The 3262-nt window shown below is 48.8% G+C and carries 2 rRNA genes; both read right to left on the reverse strand.

Annotation, left to right across the window (positions count from 1 at the left end):
* Nucleotides 1–117, reverse strand: a 5S ribosomal RNA gene (gene rrf, locus FFX44_RS12495).
* 84 nt (nucleotides 118–201) lie between these two features.
* A 23S ribosomal RNA gene (locus FFX44_RS12500) occupies nucleotides 202–3119 on the reverse strand.
* Nucleotides 3120–3262: the final 143 nt, after the last annotated feature.

The raw sequence follows: 3262 nt of genomic DNA on the forward strand, positions 1-3262 counted from the left end.
GCACGGCAACGACCTATCCTCGCAGGGGGCGATCCCCCAACTACTATCGGCGCGAAGAAGCTTAACTTCTGTGTTCGACATGGGAACAGGTGTATCCTTCTTGCCATCATCACCGCACTCTTTTGCTTGAGAAAACTTTGTTCTCTCAAAACTAGCTAATATTTCTCTTCTTTAATTAACTTCCGACCGCATTTCTCTTCTTTGGTTAAGTCCTCGACCGATTAGTTTTGGTCCGCTCCATACATCACTGTACTTCCACTTCCAACCTATCTACCTGATCTTCTCTCAGGGGTCTTACTTCCCGAAGGAATGGGAAATCTTATCTCGAGGTGAGTTTCGCACTTAGATGCTTTCAGCGTTTATCTCATCCACACATAGCTACCCAGCGATGCTCCTGGCGGAACAACTGGTACACCAGCGGTGTGTCCATCCCGGTCCTCTCGTACTAAGGACAGATCCTCTCAAATTTCCTACGCCCGCGACGGATAGGGACCGAACTGTCTCACGACGTTCTGAACCCAGCTCGCGTACCGCTTTAATGGGCGAACAGCCCAACCCTTGGGACCGACTACAGCCCCAGGATGCGATGAGCCGACATCGAGGTGCCAAACCTCCCCGTCGATGTGGACTCTTGGGGGAGATAAGCCTGTTATCCCCAGGGTAGCTTTTATCCGTTGAGCGATGGCCCTTCCATACGGAACCACCGGATCACTAAGCCCGACTTTCGTCCCTGCTCGACTTGTCTGTCTCGCAGTCAAGCTCCCTTGTGCCTTTACACTCTGCGAATGATTTCCAACCATTCTGAGGGAACCTTTGGGCGCCTCCGTTACCTTTTAGGAGGCGACCGCCCCAGTCAAACTGCCCACCTGACACTGTCTCCCACCACGTTAATTGGTGAGGGTTAGAGTGTTCATACAACGAGGGTAGTATCCCACCAATGCCTCCACCGAGACTAGCGTCCCGATTTCTATGGCTCCTACCTATCCTGTACAAGTTGTACAAACACCCAATATCAAGCTACAGTAAAGCTCCATGGGGTCTTTCCGTCCTGTCGCGGGTAACCCGCATCTTCACGGGTAATATAATTTCACCGAGTCTCTCGTTGAGACAGTGCCCAAATCGTTACGCCTTTCGTGCGGGTCGGAACTTACCCGACAAGGAATTTCGCTACCTTAGGACCGTTATAGTTACGGCCGCCGTTTACTGGGGCTTCAATTCTGAGCTTCGCCGAAGCTAACCCATCCTCTTAACCTTCCAGCACCGGGCAGGCGTCAGCCCCTATACGTCATCTTACGATTTTGCAGAAACCTGTGTTTTTGATAAACAGTCGTTTGGGCCTATTCACTGCGGCTGAACTTGCGTTCAGCACCCCTTCTCCCGAAGTTACGGGGTCATTTTGCCGAGTTCCTTAACGAGAGTTCTCTCGCTCACCTTAGGATTCTCTCCTCGACTACCTGTGTCGGTTTGCGGTACGGGTAGTTATTATCTCACTAGAAGCTTTTCTCGGCAGTGTGACCTCAGTATCTTCGCTACTATTATTTCGCTCCCCATCACAACTCGTCCTTATAAGCAAGCATTTGACTCACCTACAAACTCGTTGCTTGGACACACATATCCATCAGTGTGCATACTTAGCCTCCTGCGTCCCTCCATCGTTCAAACAATAATAACTAGTACAGGAATCTCTACCTGTTATCCATCGCCTACGCCTCTCGGCCTCAGCTTAGGTCCCGACTAACCCTGGGAGGACGAGCCTTCCCCAGGAAACCTTAGTCATTCGGTGGACAGGATTCTCACCTGTCTTTCGCTACTCATACCGGCATTCTCACTTCTAAGCGCTCCACTAGTCCTTCCGGTCTAGCTTCTTTGCCCTTAGAACGCTCTCCTACCACGCAACCTTTCGGTTGCATCCACAATTTCGGTAATATGTTTAGCCCCGGTACATTTTCGGCGCAGGGTCACTCGACTAGTGAGCTATTACGCACTCTTTAAATGGTGGCTGCTTCTGAGCCAACATCCTAGTTGTCTGTGCAACTCCACATCCTTTTCCACTTAACATATATTTAGGGACCTTAATTGGTGGTCTGGGCTGTTTCCCTTTCGACTACGGATCTTATCACTCGCAGTCTGACTCCCGGATATAGATCGATGGCATTCGGAGTTTATCTGAATTCAGTAACCCTAGATGGGCCCCTAGTCCAAACAGTGCTCTACCTCCACGATCCTTTCTTCCGAGGCTAGCCCTAAAGCTATTTCGGAGAGAACCAGCTATCTCCAAGTTCGTTTGGAATTTCTCCGCTACCCACACCTCATCTCAGCATTTTTCAACATACATGAGTTCGGTCCTCCAGTGCGTTTTACCGCACCTTCAACCTGGACATGGGTAGGTCACTTGGTTTCGGGTCTACGTCTACATACTAATGCGCCCTCTTCAGACTCGCTTTCGCTACGGCTCCGTCATTTCCGACTTAACCTTGCATGCAAACGTAACTCGCCGGTTCATTCTACAAAAGGCACGCTATCACCCATTAACGGGCTCTAACTACTTGTAGGCACATGGTTTCAGGAACTATTTCACTCCCCTTTCGGGGTGCTTTTCACCTTTCCCTCACGGTACTGGTTCACTATCGGTCACTAGGGAGTATTTAGCCTTGGGAGATGGTCCTCCCGGATTCCGACGGAATTTCACGTGTTCCGCCGTACTCAGGATCCTGAATTGAGAGAATGTCATTTCATCTACAGGGCTTTCACCTTTTTTCGCTGATCTTCCCAAATCATTCGATTATGACATCCTTTGGTAACTCAAATATTCAGTCCTACAACCCCAAGAAGCAAGCTTCTTGGTTTGGGCTCTTCCCCGTTCGCTCGCCGCTACTTAGGGAATCGATTTTTCTTTCTCTTCCTGCAGGTACTTAGATGTTTCAGTTCCCTGCGTCTTCCTCTAACTGGTCTATGTATTCAACCAGCAGTAATAGTCGATTAAAACTATTGGGTTTCCCCATTCGGAAATCTCCGGATCATAGCTTACTTACAGCTCCCCGGAGCATATCGGAGTTAGTCCCGTCCTTCATCGGCTCCTAGTACCAAGGCATTCACCATGCGCCCTTAATAACTTAACCTATCTTTACCTACGGTAAAGCGGTTATGAGTTTAGCGTTCAAGATTTTTCTTGTTTTAAACTCTTTAAAACGCGGTATTTCTCGGTTTGTTAATTATTTTAGAAAAATATTATCTAGTTTTCAAAGAACAAGTTTGAGAGTAG

The organism is Lactobacillus sp. UCMA15818 (assembly GCF_030400225.1).
Taxonomy (GTDB): domain Bacteria; phylum Bacillota; class Bacilli; order Lactobacillales; family Lactobacillaceae; genus Liquorilactobacillus.